Origin of the sequence: Pseudomonas sp. B33.4, assembly GCF_034555375.1 — a bacterium.
In the GTDB taxonomy this organism is placed as follows: Bacteria; Pseudomonadota; Gammaproteobacteria; order Pseudomonadales; family Pseudomonadaceae; genus Aquipseudomonas.
Window position 1 is genome coordinate 1,373,329 of record NZ_CP140706.1, and the last position, 18,383, is coordinate 1,391,711.

An 18,383-nucleotide genomic window follows, 5' to 3' on the forward strand; every position below is an offset into this window, starting at 1 on the left:
AGTGAGCCTGCTCGCGATTGGCTTTAATTCGGTCCCGGATCCGCCACCAAGCGCCCGGCATCCTTGGTCAGCGACTTGAGAAACTCGGTCTGCAACTCAGGATCGTTGCGCGTCAGTTCGATCAGGCTTTGTTCCAGCTCGCTGGCTTCTTCTTCCAGACCCAGTTCCGACAGACGTTTGACCCGGTGCACCCACTGGCTCACTTCGTCGTCTTCCAGATCGTCATAAATCAGCCCGTGCGCTTCCAGCAGCTTGCCGCGCAGGTGACTGCTGATCATCAGCGACGAATCAGAGTGCACGTCATCCTTGGCGTCTTCGACACTGATCTGCAATTTGCCGACATGATTGAGATCATTTTCGGCAAACGGACTGTCGAGCAGATTCAGGCGCAGCACACCGTTGCGATCGGTAGTCATGTCAAAGGTCTGCTTGCCAGCCTTGACTTGCACCGGGCGCTCGCTCCACGGCAGGCTCGAATACTCCGTACGCTTGTCGCGCTGGACTTCATCGATGCCGGCGAGGTTCTGTTGTGCACGACCGTTGGACTGTACGTTCATGAACGGGTTGAGCCCGGCAAAACCGTAGCTCAGCCAGTCCTTGGTGATGCTGTCCGGCAGGTTGCCGAGGGCAAACACATTGACCACGTTGGCGCCGACGCCGCCGACCACGGCCACCGCGCCCAGCGGGATCTCGTAGACCTCCCGCCAAGGCTGGTAAGGCGTGTAGCGATCGTAGCGACGCGTCACTTCGAACTCGGTGACTTCAAAAGTCTTCTGTTCGTTGATCTTCACGCGTCGCTGCGGCAGCTCAAGCTCCTTAGGCTCACCGACATCAATCTGCAGGCTATGGTCGAGCAATTTTCGCTCGATCCGCTCTTCGTGCTCGCTGCGTTGTGACATGTGATTGGCACAGCCGCTGACCAGCAGGGCACCGCACAGGGCGGTGCCTCCGAGGCCTAAGGTGTTTCGCTTGAACATGACGTCTCTATCTGGTTTCAGCGGCGGATACGGGCCTGCAGGAAGGACAATACGTCAGCCACCGGCAATGCTTGCGCTTCGCCTTCGGTACGGCTCTTGTATTCCAGGTTGCCTTCGGCGAGGCCGCGGTCGCTGACCACGATCCGGTGTGGAATGCCGATCAGCTCCATGTCCGCGAACTTGATGCCCGGGCTGGTTTTCTTGTCGCGATCGTCCAGCAGCACTTCGAAGCCGGCCGCTGTCAGTTCGGCGTACAGCTTGTCGGTGGCTTCGCGCACCTGCTCGGTTTCATAACGCAGCGGCACCAGAGCGATCTGGAACGGCGCCAGGGTGTCGCTCCAGATGATGCCGTTCTCGTCGTTGTTCTGCTCGATGGCTGCAGCCACCACGCGGGATACGCCGATGCCGTAGCAACCCATTTCCAGGGTTACTGGCTTGCCGTTCTCGCCCAGCACTTCGCACTTCATCGCCTTGCTGTACTTGTTGCCCAGCTGGAAGATGTGCCCGACTTCGATACCGCGTTTGATTTCCAGGGTGCCTTTGCCGTCCGGGCTTGGATCGCCCGCGACCACGTTACGCAGGTCGGCAACCGTCGGAACTGGCAGATCACGCTCCCAGTTCACGCCGAAGTAGTGCTTGTCGTCGATGTTCGCACCGATGCCGAAGTCGCTCATCAGCTCGACCGAACGGTCGATGATGATTGGCAACGGCAGGTTCAGCGGGCCGAGCGAACCGGCGCCGGCGCCGATGGCGTCACGCAGTTCAGCGTCGGTGGCCATGACCAGCGGGCTGGCCACGCCTGGTTGCTGGGCAGCCTTGATTTCGTTGAGTTCGTGGTCGCCACGGATGACCAGCGCGATCAGCTTGCCTTCTTCTTCGGCGCGCACGATCAGGGTCTTGATGGTCTTTTCAATCGGCAGATTGAATTTTTCCACCAGGGCCGCGATGGTTTTGGTGTCTGGCGTGTCGACCAGACGCAGCTCTTCGGTCGCAGCGGCACGCGAAGTTTCGCGTGGTACGGCTTCGGCTTTTTCGATGTTCGCCGCGTAGTCGGAACCGTTGCTGAAGACGATATCGTCTTCGCCGGACTCGGCCAGCACGTGGAACTCGTGCGAGCCGGCGCCGCCGATCGAACCGTTGTCGGCTTCAACCGGACGGAATTTCAGGCCCAGACGCGTGAAGATGTTGCAGTAGGCTTCATGCATGCGGTCGTAGGTGATCTGCAGCGACGCCTGATCCGCGTGGAAGGAGTACGAGTCCTTCATGATGAATTCGCGGCCGCGCATCAAACCGAAGCGTGGACGGATTTCGTCACGGAACTTGGTCTGGATCTGGTACAGGTTGATTGGCAGCTGTTTGTAGCTGCTCAACTCGTTGCGCATCAGATCGGTGATTACTTCTTCGTGGGTCGGGCCCGCGCAGAAGTCGCGACCGTGGCGGTCTTTGATGCGCAGCAGCTCAGGGCCGTATTCTTCCCAGCGCCCCGATTCCTGCCACAGCTCGGCCGGTTGGGTGCTCGGCATCAACACTTCCAGAGAGCCGGCAGCGTTCATCTCTTCGCGAACGATGGCTTCAACCTTGCGCATGACTCGCAGGCCCATGGGCAGCCAGGTGTACAGGCCCGAGGCAAGTTTGCGGATCATGCCGGCGCGCAGCATCAGCTGGTGGCTGATCACGACCGCGTCGGAAGGCGTTTCTTTCTGTGTGGCGAGCAAAAATTGACTGGTGCGCATGGTTGGCCGTTGTCGGTTGCTATGACTGGAAATGACTCCGCAGTGTACCGGCGAGTTTTGCCGACGTACAGGCGTGAGGTCAGTGGGCAGGCACGACGGCGGGATTCCTCCCGCCGTTGCCGAAATCTCTTACGATTCTTCTGTGAGCGGTGTCGGCACAGGCTCGGGCGTTGGCGTCGGGCCTTCGCGGCGGCTTTCCTGAAACCAGTGCAGGGCGATCAGCACCAGTGTCGGCACACCGAGCAGGGCGGTGATCAAGAAGAAGCTGTGATAACCGAACTTTTCCACCAAGACCCCGGAATAGCCGCCCATCAGGCGCGGCAACAGCAGCATGATCGAGCTGAGCAAGGCGTATTGGGTGGCGGAAAACTTCAGGTTGGTCAGGCTCGACAGATAAGCAACGAAGGCTGACGTCGCCAGGCCCGAGCTGAAGTTGTCGAGGGAAATGGTCACCACCAGCATCTGCAGGTTCGGGCCCATGTCGGCGAGCATGACGAACAGCAGGTTGGTGGCTGCGGAAGCGACGCCGCCGATGAACAGAATCGGCAAAATGCCGAAACGCACGATCAGCAGGCCGCCCATGCCGGCGCCAACGAGCGTCATGATCAGGCCGAAAATCTTGCTGACACTGGCAATCTGATCCTTGGTGAAACCCTGGTCGATATAGAACACGTTGGCCATGACGCCCATCACCGTGTCCGACATCCGATAGGTGGCAATCAGACCCAGTAACAGAAACGCCTGCCAGCGATAACGCAGAATAAAGTCGTTGACCGGCGTCAGCACCGGCGCCAGGCCGCGACGGCCCATGGTCGACAGGCACAGGCCAGTCAGCAGCGTGTAGAGAATGGCGCGCAGAAAGGCGCGGTCTTCGAGCAGCAGGTCGAGCGGACTCATGCCGCCGAACAGCACGCCGGCGAAATCGGTGTTGTACAACTGGGTGAACATCGCCGGGACGGAGACCAGCAAAACGATCAGCACAAATACCGACATCAGTTGGTGCATGAAGGTGTAACGCCCGGCCTGCAACTGAGTGCGTAGCGGCACAGGCGGCTCACGCATGAGCAGCGTGGTCAGCAGCGCGGGCACCATCAAGGCACCGAACAGTGCGTAAGTGCCGGCCCAGGCCGAATGTTGATAGTTGAAGCCAGTGGAGCCGAAGCCCTCAGCGAAGAACAACGCCCCGGCGGTCGCCAGCAGTGCCGCCACGCGGTAACCCGACATATAACTGGCGGCGAGGGCGGCCTGGCGATTGTCTTCGGCGATTTCCAGGCGATAGGCATCCACCGCGATGTCTTGAGTGGCGGAGGCAAAGGCGACGACAACGGCAATGGCGATCAACCAGGACAGATGCTTCTGCGGATCACAGAAACCCATGCCGATCAGCCCAAGAATCACCAAGGTTTGCGAGAGCACCAGCCAAGAGCGGCGTCGGCCAAGCTTGCCCAGCAACGGCAGGCGCCATTGGTCGAGCAGGGGCGACCAGACCCATTTGAACGCATAGGCCAGGCCGATCAGGCTGGCATAGCCAATGGTTTCACGGGCCACGCCGGCTTCACGCAGCCAGACGGAAAGCGTTGAAAACACCAGCATGTACGGCAGGCCGGCGGCGAAACCGAGCAACAACAGCACGAGCGTCGAAGGACTGGCATAAGCGGCTAGCGCGGCGCGCCAGGTTTTACGGGGCATGGGCTGAAGTCTGCCTCAAGATTGCGAAAACAAAGCGCGCACTCTAACCGCTGTGCTCTACCGGACGCCAGCCATGGCGCTGAATATCCACACGATTGTTCAGGACGGTGATGCCTTCCATGCGCAATCGTGCCCGTTGTTCATCGCCCGACGGGCTGCCCACCGGCAGGCTGATCCGACCGCCGGCACCCAGTACACGGTGCCAGGGCAGCCTGGTATCACCGGGCAACTGACTCAAGGTGCGGCCGACCCAGCGGGCGGCGCGCCCCAAACCGGCCAGTTCAGCTAACTGACCATAGCTGACGACTTTGCCTTCGGGCACTTGGGCGAGCGTCGAGTAGAGTGCCGTGCGTCGGATTTGCGCATCGTTTTCAACGCTGTCGAGCGGGTCTTTCACGTACGCGGTTCCTGAGCATGAACAGTTTGATGGCTTTCAGAGTAATCGGTGATCAGCCAGTTGAGAAATGAACTCATCAGAAATAGTCCGGTCAGTCCTTGTCAGGGTCTTATTCCTACGGATAATGCCGATCTTTTTTCGCAAACTTGAGCCTTCGATTCGCTTATGTTGTCCAGATCCTTGCTGTGCCTTGCTGTCTTCAGTGCGTCCACGCCCCTGCTTGCCGACACCGTCTGGTTGAAGAACGGTGACAAGTTGAGCGGCACCATCACCGTGTTCGATGGCGGCAAGCTGTTGATCCAGACCAAATACGCCGGTGCGGTGACGATTGACTGGAAAGAGGTGAAGACGCTCGACAGCGATCAGCACTTGCTGGTCAAGCAGGATGCCTACACCGGTGAAGTCTCCAAATCGCTGACGGCTGCCGAAGATGGCAAGGTCACCCTGGCCAACGGCGAGGCGCCGAAAACCGTCGAGCTGGCGAGCATTCAGCAGATTCTCAAACCGAAACCGGTGGTCGAGGATCTGGTGTGGAAGGGCAATGTCGACCTGGCGCTGGACTATCAGCGCGCCGAGAAGGACACCGATGACTACGATGTCGGCTTCAAGACCACGGCACGGCATGGGCGCTGGCGTCATACCGCCGAGGGTGAATACAACCGCGAAGTGCAAGACGACGAGACCACCACCGACAACTGGCGCGCCGAATACGCACTCGACCGCTTCCTTACCGATAAGTGGTTCTGGCAGGGCCGTCTGAACTACAAGCGTGATCACATCGAAGAACTGGCTCGCCAGCGTGTGGTCGGTACCGGTCCTGGCTACCAGTTCTGGGATGACGAGTTGGGCGCATTCTCACTCGGCTCGCTGTTCAACCGCACCGATTACGAGTATCGCGATGGCAGCAAAGACAACTTCTATTCCGTCGCGATGAAGTGGGATTACAACCGTTACCTGATCGGCAAGAAAGTCGAGTTCTTCACCAATGGTGAAATCGGCAAGCCGCTGTCGGATGTGGCCAACTACGCGCTGGATGCGGAAATGGGCCTGCGTTACAAGGTCACCGACTGGGCCTCGCTTAACCTCAAGGCCGAGCGTGACATCATCAGTGGCACCAACGATGCCGATCTGAACAAGACCCGTTACACCGCGGGGTTTGGTGTGGCCTGGTAAGGCACAAGCAAAAGATCGCAGCCTTCGGCAGCTCCTACAGAGGATTGATATACATCCTGTAGGAGCTGCCGAAGGCTGCGATCTTTTTTTTGCGAGCTGAAAAACAGACGCCCACAAAAAAGCCCCGCTTTTAAGGGCGGGGCTCTTTTCTAAAGAAGCTACAAGTTAGATAACTTGTACTTCTTCAGCTTGCATGCCTTTCTGACCGCGGGTAGCGATGAAAGAAACCTGTTGGCCTTCTTTCAGGCTTTTGAAGCCGTCGGATTGGATAGCTTTGAAGTGAACGAACAGGTCGTCACCGGATTGTGGGGTGATGAAGCCGAAGCCTTTTTCATCGTTGAACCACTTAACGGTACCGGTTTGGCGATTAGACATGGTGTAACTCCTTGAACAAAGATAACTGCGACGCAGGAAGAACCCTGGCCGAGACTGAGTGCAAAGAGCAGGAAAAATTCTTGTAGATGGTTGGATCGAAATTCAACATATCGTGTAGAGATTCTCAGTGACACAAGCAGCACAGTGGCGCCACCTTAACCCTTTTTCCGGGACGTGCCAATGCTTCTTGCGAAGGTTTCTCTGATTTAGGGATCGGCGGTGTGACGGTTCGTCGCCAGAGCGCGCAAATCATGGGGGATCGGCGAGAATTGCAGGCCGCACTTTGAACCCGGCGGCGCGCCCGGTAAGATGCCGGACAGAATTTTTCCACCTCGCTATTCAGGACACCCGCCATGAGCATCAAATCGGACAAGTGGATTCGCCGCATGGCGCAGGAACACGGCATGATCGAACCGTTCGTCGAGCGCCAGATGCGCGGCAGCGACGACAACCGTGTGATCTCCTACGGTGTGTCGAGCTACGGCTACGATGTGCGTTGCACCAATCACTTCAAGGTGTTCACCAACATCAACTCGTCGATCGTCGACCCGAAAAACTTCGATCCGGGCAGCTTTGTCGACGTCCACAGCGACGTCTGCATCATTCCGCCGAACTCGTTCGCGCTGGCCAGCACCGTTGAATACTTCCGGATTCCGCGCAATGTCTTGACCATCTGCCTGGGCAAAAGCACCTACGCGCGTTGCGGCATCATTGTTAACGTCACGCCGCTCGAGCCTGAGTGGGAAGGCCACGTGACACTGGAATTCTCCAACACCACCAACCTGCCGGCGAAGATCTACGCCAACGAAGGCGTGGCGCAGATGCTCTTCCTCGAATCCGACGAGGAATGTGAAGTGTCTTACAAGGATCGCGGCGGCAAGTACCAGGGCCAGCGTGGTGTGACCTTGCCGCGCACCTGATCGGTCCATCCGACAGATCGCGGGAATTCTTTGGCGGGCAGACACTCTATGGGGTGTACTGCCCGTTTTTGCTTTCCGGCAAGGCGGGCCTTCGCCGAGGAGTGCCCCATGAAGATCGATCCGCAAATCACTGCCGAACTGGCAAGGCTTGAGCCCAATCAGGTTGGCGTATTGGCCTGGTCATTGTTGGCGCATCCGTCGCTGAGCATGGCTGGCGGAATTCCCGGACAGCCCGATCCCGATACGCCCAACGAACAACCGACCGAGCCGGGCGAACCGACCCTTCCGGACGAGCCGCCACCGGCACCGGTTGCCTGATCGGCATTGAAAATGAATGGCCAGTCAGATGAGGTCTGCAAAGACTTCAACTGACTGGCCATATTTCGTTATCGCCGATGACGAAAATCCTCGAACTCTCCTCCCGCTCGACCGCGTACCCGCCGGTAAACGCTCCGAATGCCGGTAGCAGGCTGATGCGCTCGCCGAGCCGGAAACACGCCAGACGCAAGCTCTGCCGACCTTTGCCGTGCAGTCGGTAGACCGGGTGGATGTGACCGGCCAGCACGTGTCTTTCTGGATGCGGATCGGGTTCATGTTGCAAGGCGAATGGCCCGATCAGCAGCGGTTCCGGCACTACCCGGATATTCAGTGATTGCGGCGGGTCGCCGGCGCGTTTGTCGTGATTGCCGCGGATCAGCGTCATCGGCAGATCAACATGACGCGCCCGCCATTGCGCCAGCGCGTGCAGCGTCCCTACGGCATGCGAGCCGGGTCCGTGGAGGAAATCGCCAAGAAAGATCAATTGCCGGCAGGGCAGTTTCGCCAGCAATCGATCAATCACCGCGATATTGCTCGCCGTGGTGCCTTGCGGGACCGGTTGGCCAAGGCTGCGGTAAGCGGCGGCCTTGCCGAAATGCACGTCGGCGATCAGCAGCGCCTGTTGTGCCGGCCAGTACAGGGCTTTTTCCGGCAGTAACCAAAGGTCTTCACCCGCCAGGCGCACAGGGAATGGCGCGCTCATGATGATTTAGCTTTGTCGGCGGACTTCTCCAGATCGCCGACCATGCGCCTGATGCGATCAGCGAGTTTTTCCGAACTCATGCTTTCGCGCATGCGTTCCACCAGCAGCGGAAACCCTAGCGGTGTAGGACGTTTAACCTGATGCACGTCCAGTTTCATCTGGTTGATCCGCTCCAATGTCTGTTCCAGGCGACGAATATCCAGTTCTTCCCGCAGGACTTCTTCCCCGGCCTGCGCCAGCAACAGATTATCGGCGTCGTATTGTTTGAACACTTCGAAAAACAAGCCGCTGGACGCCTGCACCTGACGGGTGCTTTTTGGCGCACCGGGGTAGCCGGCGAAGACCAGCCCGGCAATCCGCGCGATTTCACGGAACCGGCGCAGGGCCAACTCGCCGGCATTCAAACTGGCCAAAACGTCCTCCAGTAAATCATCGGCATTGAAGAGATCGCTATTCAAATACTCGGCCCAGTCGATCGGCGTGGCGCTGAGCAATTCCAGGCCGTAATCGTTCACCGCGATGGAGAACGTTACGGGCTGGCGCTGACTGACGCGCCACGCCAGCAGACTCGCCAGGCCCAGATGCACCTGCCTTCCGGCAAATGGATAGAGGAAAAGGTGCCAGCCTTCGCGGGATTTCAGCACCTCGGCCAACAGGTTTTCGGCGGTGGGCAAGCCGGACCAGCGCATCTGGGTTTCCAGCAACGGGCGCAGCGCCTGCATTTCCGGGCCGACAAACTCACCTTGCGCGGCGGCACTGAAACGCCTGACCACCGCTTCCGCCAGTTCGCTCGACAGCGGCATCCGCCCGCCATTCCAGCGCGGTACGGCGGCTTTTTTCGCAGTACTGCGTTTGACGTAAGCCGTCATGTTTTCCACCCGTACCAGTTCCAGCAAACGTCCCGCAAACAGGAAACCGTCGCCCGGTTTGAGTCTGGCAATGAAGCCTTCCTCGACACTGCCCAGCTGTTTACCGCCGCCGCCCTTGCTCCAGAACTTAAGCTGGATACTGGCATCGCTGACGATGGTGCCAATGCTCATGCGATGACGCCGAGCCAATCGCGCATCGGGTACACGCCAGACGCCGTGCTCGTCCGGTTCAACCCGGCGATAGTCCGGATAGGCTGTCAGAGACATCCCGCCATGGCGTACGAAAGCCAGCGCCCAAGCCCAATCGGCGGGTGTCAGGTCACGATAAGCCCAGGCGCTGCGGACTTCTTCGTACAACTCATCGGGTAAAAATCCGCCACCGAGGGCCATGCTGACCAAATGCTGCACCAGTACATCCAGCGGTTTGTGCGGTGACAGGCGTGGTTCGATACGCCGTTGTTCGACGGCGTCACGGGCGGCAGCCGCCTCGAGCAATTCAAGGCTGTGCGTCGGCACCAGTGTCACTCGCGACGTGCGTCCCGGTGCATGACCGGAGCGTCCGGCGCGTTGCATCAAGCGTGCGATACCCTTGGCCGAGCCTATTTGCAATACGCGCTCGACCGGCAGGAAATCCACGCCCAGATCCAGGCTTGAGGTGCAAACCACGGCTTTCAGTTGCCCGTCCTTCAAGGCCTGCTCAACCCAGTCGCGCGTCTCGCGAGACAGTGAGCTGTGATGCAGAGCGATCAAGCCGGCCCAGTCCGGCCGAGCCTCCAGCAGTGCCTGATACCAGATTTCCGATTGCGCCCGGGTGTTGGTGAATACCAGGGTGCTGGCGCAAGCGTCGAGTTCGGTAACGACCTGCGGCAACATTTTCAGACCGATGTGCCCGGCCCAGGGAAAACGCTCGATGGCCGGTGGGAGGAGGGTGTCGACCTTCAGCGATTTTTCGCTCTGTCCCTGAATACTGATGCCGCCACCCTGCGGAATTAGCACCTGCTCGGCGTGGGATTGATTACCGAGGGTGGCGGAGACGCCCCAGACAATCAGCCCCGGTTGCCAATGGCGCAGGTGGGCCAGGGCCAATTGCAGTTGCGCGCCGCGCTTGTTGCCCAGCAGTTCGTGCCACTCATCGACGACGATCATGCGCAAACTCGACAGCGCGACTTGTGCATCGGCGCGGGCCAGCAACAGCGTCAGGCTTTCCGGGGTGGTGATCAGCGTGGTCGGCAGGCGTCGGCTCTGCCGAGCGCGTTCGCTGCTGCTGGTGTCACCGGTGCGCAGGCCGATGCTCCACGGGATCTGCAGGTCATCGACAGGTGCTTGCAAGGCGCGCGCGGTATCGGCGGCGAGGGCGCGCATGGGAGTGATCCACAGGACGGTCAGTGGTTCGGCCGGCGGTTTTCGTTTACGCGATGTTTCGATGGCAGGTGGCGAGCGGGCGAAGCGATTGAGCGCCGCAAACCACACCGCATAGGTTTTACCGGCGCCCGTGCTGGCGTGGAGCAGCCCGGACTCGCCGTTTTTTACCGCCGCCCACACCTGTTTCTGAAAGGCGAACGGCTTCCAGCCGCGGGCGCTGAACCAGGTTTTTGCGTGGTCGGGAGATTTCGCCATGCGGGCTGCGCGCGCTCTGGAGGGGTTCTTCCAGTGACCACATCAGTTGGCGAAAGGTTTAATCTGGGTGACCGTGTAGGAGCTGCCGAAGGCTGCGATCTTTTGATCTTGATCTTGATCTCTATAAAACAAGATCAAAAGATCGCAGCCTTCGGCAGCTCCTACAGGGGAACGTGGGCTACTTGAGGTTACCGCTGAGGAATTGCTTCAGGCGTTCGCTTTTCGGGTTGCCGAGCACATCCTCGGGGGCGCCTTCTTCTTCCACCAGACCTTGATGCAGGAACAACACCTGGCTGGAGACTTTGCGGGCGAAACTCATTTCGTGAGTCACCATGATCATGGTCCGGCCTTCCTCGGCCAGCCCTTGAATCACCTTCAACACTTCCCCCACCAATTCTGGATCGAGCGCCGAGGTCGGCTCATCGAACAGCATCACCTCCGGCTCCATCGCCAATGCCCGGGCAATCGCCACGCGCTGTTGCTGCCCGCCCGAAAGAAACGCCGGGTATTGATCCGCCACCCGCGCCGGCAAGCCGACCTTGTCCAGATAGCGCCGGGCGCGGTCGTCGGCTTCCTGTTTGCTGCAACCCAGCACCCGGCGCGGGGCCATGGTGATGTTTTCCAGCACGGTCATGTGGCTCCACAGATTGAAATGTTGGAACACCATCGCCAGCCGCGTGCGCAAACGTTGCAGTTCATCGGCGTCGGCGACGTGCATGCCGTGGCGGTCGGTGACCATGCGGATCGCCTGGCCATCAAGGCTCATGGCGCCGTCGTTGGGTTGTTCGAGAAAGTTGATGCAGCGCAAAAAGGTGCTTTTGCCCGAGCCACTGGCGCCGATCAGGCTGATCACGTCGCCGGTCTTGGCCTTGAGCGACACGCCTTTGAGCACTTGATGGTCGCCATAGCTTTTATGCAGGCCTTCAACGGTCAGTTTGTACATGGGACGAGCATCCTCAAGGCGAAAGTAAGTAGCCGCTGCGATAGGCTTCAGCGCCCGCGACATGGGCGATAACCATGCCGGCAGTGGCCATGCGGCGCAGCGAGCGGGCGTACATCACGCCGGCGCTGGTGCAATGAATAGGGGTGATCCGGTCGTTGATCGGGTCGATGATTTCGGCGATCTGTTGCCCGGCTTGCAGGTATTGCCCCGCCGTGGCGGTGTATACCAGCAAGCCGCCGACCGGCGTAGTCACCGGTTCCACACCCGCCAGTGGCGTGGCGGGGTACGGCAACGGCGGCTGCGGTTTGGTTTCGCCGACGATCGCATCGGACTGGATCAGATAATCGATCAGCGCCTGGCAGTCGCGGCTGGCCAGCGGATGGGTGACGTCACCCTGACCGCGCAACTCGACGGTCACCGAGAAACTGCCCAGCGGAATCTCGAAGTGTTCGCCGAAGCGCTCTTTCAATTGCCACCACAGCAACGTGAAGCATTCATCGAACGACTGACCGCCGGAATCGGTGGCCAGCAGGCTCGCCTGCGCTTCGATGTAGCGCGCCAGCGGCTCAACCTGCGGCCACGCTTCGGGCGTGGTGTAGAGGTGCACCACCGACTCGAAGTCGCAGTGCAAGTCGAGCACCATGTCGGCATCGCAGGCCAGCCGTTGCAGGGTCAGACGCTGGGATTGCAGTTGCGTGCTGGCGGTCTGGCGGGCGAGGGCGTTGCGCAGGTGCGTGCGGATCAATTCGAGGTTGTGCTGCGGATCGTCGTTCAGCTTGCCTTCGATGGCATTGCCGATTTCTTCACTGAGGTCGACGAACCAGCGGTTGAAGTTCTGCCCGCTCTCCAGTTCGTAGCGGCCCAGCGGCACGTCCATCAGCACTTGTTCGAGGCCGACCGGGTTGGCCACCGGCACCAGCACGATTTGGCTGCGCAGGCGGCCAGCGGCTTCGAGCTCGGCCAGACGCTGCTTGAGGTGCCAGGCAACGAGCATGCCTGGCAGTTCGTCGGCATGCAGCGAGGACTGAATGTAGACCTTGCCCTTGGCCTGCTCCGGGCCGAAGTGGAAGCTGTGGATCTGCCGTGCGGTCCCCGGCAGCGGGGCCAGCAAGTCATGGATCAGGTGGCGCATTTTTTATCTCTTTATTCCTGAGCTGGGCCTAGTGAGTCGGGCCGAGGAAGGCCAGCCATCGGCGTTCGGCAAGGCGGAACAGGCCGACCAGCGCAAAGGTAATGGTCAGGTAGATCAGCGCGGCGATGCCGAACGACTGAAAGGTCAGGAAGGTCGCCGAGTTGGCGTCCCGGGCGACTTTCAGGATATCGGGAATGGTCGCGGTGAAGGCCACGGTGGTCGAGTGCAGCATCAGGATCACTTCATTGCTGTAATACGGCAACGAACGGCGCAGCGCCGACGGCATGATCACGTAGGCATACAGCTTCCAACCGGTCAGACCGTAGGCCTTGGCCGCTTCGACTTCGCCGTGGTTCATGCTGCGAATCGCCCCGGCAAAAATCTCCGTGGTGTAAGCGCAGGTGTTCAGGGCAAAGGCGAGGATCGTGCAGTTCATCGCATCGCGAAAGAAACTGTCGAGCAACGGCTGCGCGCGCACGGCGGCGAGGCTGTAAATGCCGGTGTAGCAAATCAGCAACTGGATATACAGCGGCGTGCCACGGAACAGGTAGGTGTAAAACTGCACCGGCCAGCGAATGTAGAAGTGCGGCGAAACTCGCGCAATCGACAACGGAATCGACACCAGAAAACCGATGAAGATCGAGGCGCTGAGCAGCCACAGCGTCATCGCCAGCCCGGTGATGTTCTGGCCGTCGGTATAAAGGAAGGCGCGCCAGTATTCCTGCAGGAGTTCGATCATCGTACGGCCTCCCGGGCACCGGCGGCGTAGCGGCGTTCGAGCCAGCGCAGGATGAAGTTGGAAGCACTGGTGATCAGCAGATAGATCAACGCGGCGAGAACCAGGAAGTAGAACAGTTGATAAGTGCTTTTACCGGCGTCCTGTGCAGCTTTGACCAGGTCGGCAAGGCCGATGATCGACACCAGTGCGGTGGCCTTGAGCATCACCATCCAGTTGTTACCAATGCCCGGCAGGGCGAAGCGCATCATTTGCGGGAACACCACGTAGCGAAAGCGCTGGCCGCGTTTGAGGCCATACGCGGTGGCGGCTTCAACCTGACCGCGCGGCACGGCGAGAATCGCGCCACGGAAAGTTTCGGTGAAATACGCGCCATAGATGAAGCCCAGGGTCAGCACCCCGGCGCTGAATGGGTTGATCTCGATGTATTCCCATTCCATGTAGTCAGTCAGGGACGTTAGCCAGGTTTGCAGGCTGTAGAAAATCAGCAGCATCAGCACCAGATCCGGCACGCCGCGAATCAGCGTGGTGTAGAGCTGGGCAGGCAGGCGTACCAGTTTGACTTTTGACAGCTTGGCACTGGCGCCGAGCAGGCCGAGCAAAACGGCCACCAGCAGCGACAACGCCGATAATTTGATGGTCATCCAGGTGCCTTCCAACAGCAACGGGCCAAAGCCCTTGAGGCTGAAGGCTGCGAGCCCCAGATTTTGTAAGAGGTTTTCAAACATAAATCAGCAACCTGAGCGGATGGAAAAGGCGCCCATCGAGGATGGGCGCCGGGGCATTATTTGCCGCTGTACAGATTCAGATCGCCAAAGTGTTTCTTTTGAATCTCGGCGTATTTGCCGTCATCGTGTAACGCTTTGATACCTTTATCTAAAAGCGCTTTCAGCTCAGTGTTACCTTTCTTAATACCGACAGCGGTTTTGGCTGGCAGCAATTCGCTGTCGACTGGCTTGCTGACGTCATAGTCGGCGCCCTGTGGCGACTTCAAAAAGCCCAGTTCGGCTTGCAGCATGTCCTGGATACCGGCGTCGAGACGGCCGGAGGTCAGGTCGGAATACACCTGATCCTGGTTCTGATAGGCCTGGGTTTTCACGCCAGCCTTGTCCAGCACGGCTTTGGCGTAGGCTTCCTGAATGGTGCCCTGCTCGTAGCCGACGGTTTTGCCCTTGAGGGACGCGACGTCGGCGGTGATACCGGAACCTTTCTTGAACACATAAGCGGTCGGGCCGGAGAACAGTTCGCTGGAGAAGTCGATGACTTTTTCGCGGGCCGGGGTCACGGTCATCGACGAGATCACACCATCGAATTTGTTGGCCTTGAGGCCCGGGATCATGCCGTCGAAGTCACTTTCGACCCACTTGCACTTGACCTTCAGTTCGGCGCAGATCGCGTTGCCCAGATCGATGTCGAAGCCCACCAGGCTGCCGTCGGCCGCTTTCGACTCAAACGGTGCGTACGAAGGGTCAACGCCAAAGCGCAGCTCTTTGTATTCCTTGGCCAGCGCGGAGCCAGCGGCCATGCACAACGCCAGTGCAGAAAGGGTCAGCAATGCTTTTTTCATTATTCAATCCCTAAGAACCAATATGAGCGCTTGTGGCGCAGAATTATTGTTACTGGAACGCGTACGACCTATAGAAAGTAGCAATTTCCGAACCAGAGTCCCGAACAAGTGTTTTAAAAGGTTGAGCGGGGAAGGGCGAGGGCGATTGAATGCCCGGAAATGGGCATCGCAGAAAGCATGCACTGATTTGAAGCCGATCGATCAAATGATCGATTGATGTCCCGGGAAAAGGGGTCAGGCCAGCAGATCCTGCAAAGTGGCCAAGCTATCCGCTTCATCCACGGTCTTGTCCTGCCGCCAGCGCAGCATCCGCGGAAAACGCACGGCAATCCCGCTCTTGTGTCGGCGTGACAGGGCAATACCTTCGAAGCCCAGTTCAAACACCAGACTCGGCTTCACACTGCTCACCGGGCCAAACTTCTCCACCGTGGTCTTGCGCACAATGCTGTCGACCTGACGCATTTCCTCATCGGTCAGCCCCGAATACGCCTTGGCAAACGGCACCAGCGCGCGCTGACTCGAATCGGGCGGGCCGTCCCACACGGCAAAGGTGTAATCGCTGTACAGACTGGCCCGCCGGCCATGCCCGCGCTGCGCGTAAATCAGCACCGCATCAACGCTGAACGGATCGACTTTCCACTTCCACCAAACGCCCATGTCCTTGGTTCGCCCCACGCCATACAGCGAATCCCGCGCCTTGAGCATCATTCCCTCGACACCCAGTCGCCGCGAAGACTCGCGTTGGCGGGCGAGGTCCAGCCAATCAGTGCCGGTCAGCACCGGTGAGGCCAGCAGCACCGGGCTGTTGCAGCGGGCAATCACCGCTTCCAGTTGCGCCCGACGTTTCGCTTGCGGCTGGTTGCGCCAGTCTTCGCCCTGCCATTCCAGCAAATCGTAGGCGAGCACCACCACCGGGACGTCTTCGAGGATTTTCTTGTCGAGAGTCTTGCGGCCGATGCGTTGTTGCAGCAGGGCGAACGGCTGCACCGCCGGTGGTTCGGTCGATTGCGGATCAAAGGCGTCTTCGGTGCTCGGATGGGTGCTTTTCCACACGACGATTTCGCCGTCAATCACCGTACCGTCGGGCAGGCCGTGCACCAGCACTTCCAGTTCGGGAAAACGCTCGGTCACCAATTCCTCGCCCCGCGACCAGATCCACAGCCGCCCCTCACGCTTGACCACTTGCGCGCGGATGCCATCCCATTTCCATTCAATCTGCCAATCGCTGGCCGGGCCGATCAGGGCTTCGAATTCTTCCACCGGTTGCGACAAGGCATGGGCGAGGAAGAACGGGTACGGTTGGCCGCCACGCTGGGCATGTTCATCGCTGGATTCAGGGGCGATCAGTTTCAGGTAGCTGGCGGCGCTCGGCCGGTTCGACAGATCGGTGTAACCCACCAAACGCTGCGCCACGCGTTTGCTGTCCAGCCCGGCCATCGATGCCAAGGCGCGGGTGACCAGCAGTTTCGACACGCCGACGCGGAAACTGCCGGTGATCAATTTGATGCACAGCATCAGGCTTGATCGATCCAGTTGCGCCCACAGGGCCGGCAGTTGTCGGCTTAAGAACTCCGGGGTTTCACCACGCAGCGGCAGCAGTTTTTCTTCGATCCATTCGGCGAGGCCGGCGTTGGAGCTGTACGGGTTTTCGGCGAGCACCAGTGAAATGGTTTCCGCCAGGTCGCCGACTGCTTGATAGCTTTCCTCGAACAGCCACGGTTCCAGGCCGGAGACCTCGACGGCGAGTTCGCGCAGGATTCTCACCGGCACCAGTTGCCGGGGCCGGCCACCGGACAGGAAGTACACGGCCCACGCAGCGTCATGCGGTTCGGCCTGGGCGAAGTACGTCTGCATCGCCGCCAGTTTGGCGTTGCTCGACGTGGTCGCATCGAGTTCGGCATATAACTCGGCAAATGCTTTCATGCGGGCATCTCGGCGATGGTCGGTTCGGTGGCGATGTTTTCTTCTTCGTCATCGCCGTATTCAGTGTTGAAACCTTGGGCATCCAGGCCTTTTTCACGCAGATGCCGCACCAGCACGCCGATCGAGCCGTGGGTGACCATCACCCGTTCCGCACCGGTCTGTCCGATGGCCCACAACAGGCCGGGCCAATCGGCGTGATCCGAAAGCACGAAACCACGATCGACACCGCGCCGCCGCCGCGTGCCACGCAAACGCATCCAGCCGCTGGCAAACGCATCGCTGTAATCGCCGAAGCGGCGCATCCAGTTGCTGCCTCCCGCCGAGGGTGGGGCGATGACCAGGGCCTGGCGCATGATCGGGTCGCTTTTTTTCACGTCGCCGGCGTAGATCGTCGGCGGCAGGTACACGCCAGCCTCGCGGTAGACCCGATTCAGCGGCTCGACCGCGCCGTGGCTGAGGATCGGGCCGAGGGTTTCATCGATACCGTGGAGAATCCGCTGAGCCTTGCCGAACGAGTAGCAGAACAACACGCTGGCCTTGCCGGCCGCGATGTTCGCGGCCCACCACTGGTTGATCTCGCCGAACACCTGCGCCTGTGGCTGCCAGCGGTAAATCGGCAGGCCGAAGGTCGATTCGGTGATGAAGGTGTGGCAGCGCACCGGTTCGAACGGGGCACAAGTGCCGTCCGGTTCGATCTTGTAATCGCCCGATGCGACCCAGACTTCACCGCCGTATTCGAGGCGTACTTGAGCCGAGCCGAGCACGTGGCCGGCGGGGTGAAAACTCAAGGTGACGCCGTGGTGCGCCAGGCGCTGGCCGTAGGCGAGGGTTTGCAGGTTGATGTCCTGACCCAGGCGCGCACGCAGAATCCCTTCGCTGGCGCTGCTGGCGAGGTAATGCTGGTTGCCAGTGCGAGCGTGATCGCCGTGGGCGTGAGTAATGACCGAGCGCTCGACGGGGCGCCAAGGATCGATATAAAAGTCACCCGCAGGGCAATACAAACCTTCGGGACGCGCGATAACAAGGTCCATGTCGTTACCAGGAATGGGGGGCTTGTTAGCTATGAGGCTGGCGCGTGTCTGGAAGTTCTATCGACTTTGAAAAGCCACCCTCACCCCAGCCCTCTCCCAGAGGGAGAGGGAGCCGACCGGGGTGGCTGGCGAGCTACATCGACCTGAAAAACCGAGTCGATTATGGATTGGGTGACAGCACGAAACGAGCTAACTCTGGATTCGGCACTACACGAACCAAGTTGATTCCGGATTCGGCACAGAACTGTCAGGTCGGCGTAAGTCTGCAGCATCCCCCAAT

The 18,383-nt window shown here is 59.7% G+C and carries 17 protein-coding genes; 3 read left to right on the forward strand and 14 right to left on the reverse strand.

Annotated features, from left to right (window positions below; genetic code table 11):
* Nucleotides 1-23 precede the first annotated feature (23 nt).
* From U6037_RS06050 to U6037_RS06065, 4 genes are all read right to left on the reverse strand, one after another.
* Nucleotides 24-977 carry a hypothetical protein gene (locus U6037_RS06050; protein WP_322846125.1) on the reverse strand — a complete coding sequence of 318 codons (954 nt, stop codon included), beginning with the start codon at nt 975-977 and terminating at the stop codon, nt 24-26.
* Nucleotides 978-994: 17 nt separating this feature from the next.
* Nucleotides 995-2,710, reverse strand: a complete 1,716-nt coding sequence (locus U6037_RS06055; protein WP_034154951.1) for a proline--tRNA ligase — start codon at nt 2,708-2,710, stop codon at nt 995-997.
* Nucleotides 2,711-2,839: 129 nt separating this feature from the next.
* The gene (locus tag U6037_RS06060; RefSeq protein ID WP_322846126.1) at nt 2,840-4,399 is read right to left on the reverse strand and encodes an AmpG family muropeptide MFS transporter; all 1,560 of its coding nucleotides are present in this window, start codon (nt 4,397-4,399) and stop codon (nt 2,840-2,842) included.
* 43 nt (nt 4,400-4,442) lie between these two features.
* Nucleotides 4,443-4,796: an MGMT family protein gene (locus U6037_RS06065; protein ID WP_034154953.1), complete on the reverse strand. Its 354-nt coding sequence runs from the start codon at nt 4,794-4,796 to the stop codon at nt 4,443-4,445.
* Nucleotides 4,797-4,961: 165 nt separating this feature from the next.
* Here U6037_RS06065 and U6037_RS06070 point away from each other — a divergent pair, with 165 nt between their 5' ends.
* A complete protein-coding gene (locus U6037_RS06070; protein ID WP_242204785.1) occupies nt 4,962-5,969 on the forward strand; it encodes a DUF481 domain-containing protein in 1,008 nt (335 codons plus the stop codon).
* Between the two features lie 165 nt (nt 5,970-6,134).
* On the opposite strand, the gene U6037_RS06075 is transcribed toward U6037_RS06070, so the two are convergent.
* Nucleotides 6,135-6,344, reverse strand: coding sequence for a cold-shock protein (locus tag U6037_RS06075; RefSeq protein ID WP_002554837.1), 210 nt, complete (start codon nt 6,342-6,344; stop codon nt 6,135-6,137).
* A 353-nt stretch (nt 6,345-6,697) separates the two neighbouring features.
* On the opposite strand from U6037_RS06075, the gene dcd reads away from it, so the two are divergent.
* Both dcd and U6037_RS06085 read left to right on the forward strand, forming a co-directional pair.
* Nucleotides 6,698-7,264, forward strand: a complete 567-nt coding sequence (dcd, locus tag U6037_RS06080) for a dCTP deaminase (protein WP_242204783.1) — start codon at nt 6,698-6,700, stop codon at nt 7,262-7,264.
* A 108-nt stretch (nt 7,265-7,372) separates the two neighbouring features.
* Nucleotides 7,373-7,582, forward strand: a complete 210-nt coding sequence (locus tag U6037_RS06085; RefSeq protein ID WP_127926082.1) for a hypothetical protein — start codon at nt 7,373-7,375, stop codon at nt 7,580-7,582.
* A 46-nt stretch (nt 7,583-7,628) separates the two neighbouring features.
* Here U6037_RS06085 and pdeM read toward each other — a convergent pair whose 3' ends face one another.
* The 9 genes from pdeM to U6037_RS06130 all read right to left on the reverse strand — a co-directional run bounded on the left by pdeM (nt 7,629) and on the right by U6037_RS06130 (nt 18,103).
* The gene (gene pdeM, locus U6037_RS06090; RefSeq protein ID WP_322846127.1) at nt 7,629-8,285 is read right to left on the reverse strand and encodes a ligase-associated DNA damage response endonuclease PdeM; all 657 of its coding nucleotides are present in this window, start codon (nt 8,283-8,285) and stop codon (nt 7,629-7,631) included.
* Nucleotides 8,282-10,771, reverse strand: coding sequence for a ligase-associated DNA damage response DEXH box helicase (locus U6037_RS06095; protein WP_322846128.1), 2,490 nt, complete (start codon nt 10,769-10,771; stop codon nt 8,282-8,284). The genes pdeM and U6037_RS06095 overlap by 4 nt, the downstream gene beginning before the upstream one ends.
* Before the next feature lie 178 nt (nt 10,772-10,949).
* The gene (locus U6037_RS06100; RefSeq protein ID WP_034154958.1) at nt 10,950-11,714 is read right to left on the reverse strand and encodes an ABC transporter ATP-binding protein; all 765 of its coding nucleotides are present in this window, start codon (nt 11,712-11,714) and stop codon (nt 10,950-10,952) included.
* A 13-nt stretch (nt 11,715-11,727) separates the two neighbouring features.
* A complete protein-coding gene (locus tag U6037_RS06105) occupies nt 11,728-12,846 on the reverse strand; it encodes a succinylglutamate desuccinylase/aspartoacylase family protein (protein WP_322846129.1) in 1,119 nt (372 codons plus the stop codon).
* A 28-nt stretch (nt 12,847-12,874) separates the two neighbouring features.
* The gene (locus U6037_RS06110) at nt 12,875-13,585 is read right to left on the reverse strand and encodes an ABC transporter permease (protein WP_016986412.1); all 711 of its coding nucleotides are present in this window, start codon (nt 13,583-13,585) and stop codon (nt 12,875-12,877) included.
* A complete protein-coding gene (locus U6037_RS06115) occupies nt 13,582-14,310 on the reverse strand; it encodes an ABC transporter permease (RefSeq protein ID WP_150749395.1) in 729 nt (242 codons plus the stop codon). The genes U6037_RS06110 and U6037_RS06115 overlap by 4 nt, the downstream gene beginning before the upstream one ends.
* Nucleotides 14,311-14,366: 56 nt before the next feature.
* Entirely contained in the window at nt 14,367-15,149 is a 783-nt protein-coding gene (locus U6037_RS06120) for a transporter substrate-binding domain-containing protein (RefSeq protein WP_007918608.1), read from the reverse strand.
* Between the two features lie 234 nt (nt 15,150-15,383).
* Complete coding sequence (locus U6037_RS06125) at nt 15,384-17,072, reverse strand: ATP-dependent DNA ligase (RefSeq protein WP_322846130.1); 1,689 nt, start codon at nt 17,070-17,072, stop codon at nt 15,384-15,386.
* The gene (locus U6037_RS06130) at nt 17,069-18,103 is read right to left on the reverse strand and encodes a ligase-associated DNA damage response exonuclease (RefSeq protein WP_322846131.1); all 1,035 of its coding nucleotides are present in this window, start codon (nt 18,101-18,103) and stop codon (nt 17,069-17,071) included. Before U6037_RS06130 ends, U6037_RS06125 begins: the two co-directional genes overlap by 4 nt.
* Between the last annotated feature and the right edge of the window lie 280 nt (nt 18,104-18,383).

Bases quoted from the DNA above. Each gene is read 5' to 3' on its own strand.
- U6037_RS06085 (WP_127926082.1), top strand. From the start codon at position 7,373: ATGAAGATCGATCCGCAAATCACTGCCGAACTGGCAAGGCTTGAGCCC.
- U6037_RS06075 (WP_002554837.1), bottom strand. From the start codon at position 6,344: ATGTCTAATCGCCAAACCGGTACCGTTAAGTGGTTCAACGATGAAAAA.
- U6037_RS06055 (WP_034154951.1), bottom strand. From the start codon at position 2,710: ATGCGCACCAGTCAATTTTTGCTCGCCACACAGAAAGAAACGCCTTCC.
- dcd (WP_242204783.1), top strand. From the start codon at position 6,698: ATGAGCATCAAATCGGACAAGTGGATTCGCCGCATGGCGCAGGAACAC.
- U6037_RS06125 (WP_322846130.1), bottom strand. From the start codon at position 17,072: ATGAAAGCATTTGCCGAGTTATATGCCGAACTCGATGCGACCACGTCG.
- U6037_RS06105 (WP_322846129.1), bottom strand. From the start codon at position 12,846: ATGCGCCACCTGATCCATGACTTGCTGGCCCCGCTGCCGGGGACCGCA.
- U6037_RS06110 (WP_016986412.1), bottom strand. From the start codon at position 13,585: ATGATCGAACTCCTGCAGGAATACTGGCGCGCCTTCCTTTATACCGAC.
- U6037_RS06095 (WP_322846128.1), bottom strand. From the start codon at position 10,771: ATGGCGAAATCTCCCGACCACGCAAAAACCTGGTTCAGCGCCCGCGGC.
- U6037_RS06060 (WP_322846126.1), bottom strand. From the start codon at position 4,399: ATGCCCCGTAAAACCTGGCGCGCCGCGCTAGCCGCTTATGCCAGTCCT.
- U6037_RS06070 (WP_242204785.1), top strand. From the start codon at position 4,962: ATGTTGTCCAGATCCTTGCTGTGCCTTGCTGTCTTCAGTGCGTCCACG.
- U6037_RS06100 (WP_034154958.1), bottom strand. From the start codon at position 11,714: ATGTACAAACTGACCGTTGAAGGCCTGCATAAAAGCTATGGCGACCAT.
- U6037_RS06120 (WP_007918608.1), bottom strand. From the start codon at position 15,149: ATGAAAAAAGCATTGCTGACCCTTTCTGCACTGGCGTTGTGCATGGCC.
- U6037_RS06115 (WP_150749395.1), bottom strand. From the start codon at position 14,310: ATGTTTGAAAACCTCTTACAAAATCTGGGGCTCGCAGCCTTCAGCCTC.
- U6037_RS06050 (WP_322846125.1), bottom strand. From the start codon at position 977: ATGTTCAAGCGAAACACCTTAGGCCTCGGAGGCACCGCCCTGTGCGGT.
- U6037_RS06130 (WP_322846131.1), bottom strand. From the start codon at position 18,103: ATGGACCTTGTTATCGCGCGTCCCGAAGGTTTGTATTGCCCTGCGGGT.
- pdeM (WP_322846127.1), bottom strand. From the start codon at position 8,285: ATGAGCGCGCCATTCCCTGTGCGCCTGGCGGGTGAAGACCTTTGGTTA.